Here is a 1,552-nt window from a genome sequence, read left to right on the forward strand (position 1 = left end):
CCCCCGCACGGTGAAGGTGTTCAACTGGACCACGGCGGCAGTTGAACACCTTCACCGTGCGGGGGCGCAGCGCTCGGCGCCGGCGGGCGGGGCCGCTCTCGGGCACGGCCCGGTGGGCCGCGTCCCGGCCGTGGGCCCCGGGGAACGGCGAAAGGACGGGTGGCGTGCCACCCGTCCCGTCCGTACCGCGGTCCAGCAGCGCCGGCGCCGGTGCCGGCGGCGCTCCGGTTCAGCCGACCCGGCGCAGTTCCTCGAACCGCTTCTCCCAGGCGTCGTGCTTGTCCTTGGCCCCGCGGACGAACGAGCTACGGGCGATGTACTTCAGGGCGAGGCGGTTGAGCAGCGCGTAGGGAAACGGCAGCGGCCGGAGGATGTCCAGGAACAGGACGACGCGGTCCTGATCGGTGTCGTTCCAGGCCTCGTGCACATAGGTGTCGTCGAACACCATGCTCCGGCCCTCCTGCCAGTGGGCCGTCTGCTCGTCGACGGAGATGCCGCAGGACGTCTCCGGCGCGGGGATCTTCAGCCCCAGGTGGTAGCGGATGACGCCCTTGTACGGACCGCGGTGCGGCGGAATGTGCTTTCCCGGGGCGAGAATCGAGAAGAAGGCCGTGGTGAGCCCGTCGATGCCGTCCAGCAACTCGACCGTCCGGGGACACCTGTCGCGGTTCTGCGCGAACGTGAGGCCGTAACCGGCGAAGAAGTAGGTCTTCCAGTCGTTGTCGTCGGTCAGGGCGCGCTGCTCGACGGAGATGTCCTGGAAGTTGGGAAGCTCCTCCCGGTACGCCAGCAGCTGGTCCAGTTCGCTGCGGATCTCCTTCCAGTTGGCCTCCAGCGTCGCCGCCCAGGGAAATGTGTCCTCCGGGAAGAACGGGGTGTCCCCGATCAGGGACCGCTTCCCCATGCCCTCCTCGAGACGGATGATCGCGGAGGAAATCTTCTTCCTCGGGAACTGCAGGAGGCGGGAAGAGAAGTCGGACACGGTCCCTCCAAGCGGTCTGCGGGTTCTGGTGGGTCACGGACACCGGACGGCCAGCCTGCTCGGGCCCGCGCGTCGCAGGAGCAGTCGCCACGAACCCTTTCCGCCGTCGGGCCTCCGCGCAGGACGCTCATCGGAAGGAATCCGCGCAGGTGCGAGAACATGCCGCACCGCCCGTGCCGTGCACACGCCCAGGTAATTCCCCGGCGTTTCGACGCGAGCCGGATCCGGGCTCGGCGCGGCACCGGGTCCGCTCACTATTGCATCGGCCCCATCGCCGATCAATAGCCGGACAATACGGCGGCGGCGCCGGTTCGGGTGCGTACGGCCGCGGCTGCTCCCCATGTTCAACTGCGCCCCCGCCCCAGTTGAACAACAGGCCCGCAGACCGCGGCCGACCGGTGTTGTCGGCACGGCCGTGCGCTGCCATCGTGGGCGCGGCGGAGCCGTGAAGGGCCGCAGAAAACCGGCGCCGGGCAGTGACGGAACATCACCATGGCACGCCCTCGCCGTCCTTCACGACGCCATCTGCCCGGTGCGCCGGGTCCCCGCAGTCGGCCGGCGCCGGCCGAC

Annotated in this window: 1 protein-coding gene; it reads right to left on the reverse strand. The window is 69.7% G+C overall.

Features of this window, described 5'->3' with window-relative positions; genetic code table 11:
- Positions 1 to 229: 229 nt before the first annotated feature.
- The gene (locus tag AOK09_RS35585; RefSeq protein ID WP_055591322.1) at positions 230 to 982 is read right to left on the reverse strand and encodes an aspartyl/asparaginyl beta-hydroxylase domain-containing protein; all 753 of its coding nucleotides are present in this window, start codon (positions 980 to 982) and stop codon (positions 230 to 232) included.
- Between the last annotated feature and the right edge of the window lie 570 nt (positions 983 to 1,552).

This window comes from Peterkaempfera griseoplana, assembly GCF_001418575.1.
GTDB lineage: Bacteria > Actinomycetota > Actinomycetes > Streptomycetales > Streptomycetaceae > Peterkaempfera > Peterkaempfera griseoplana.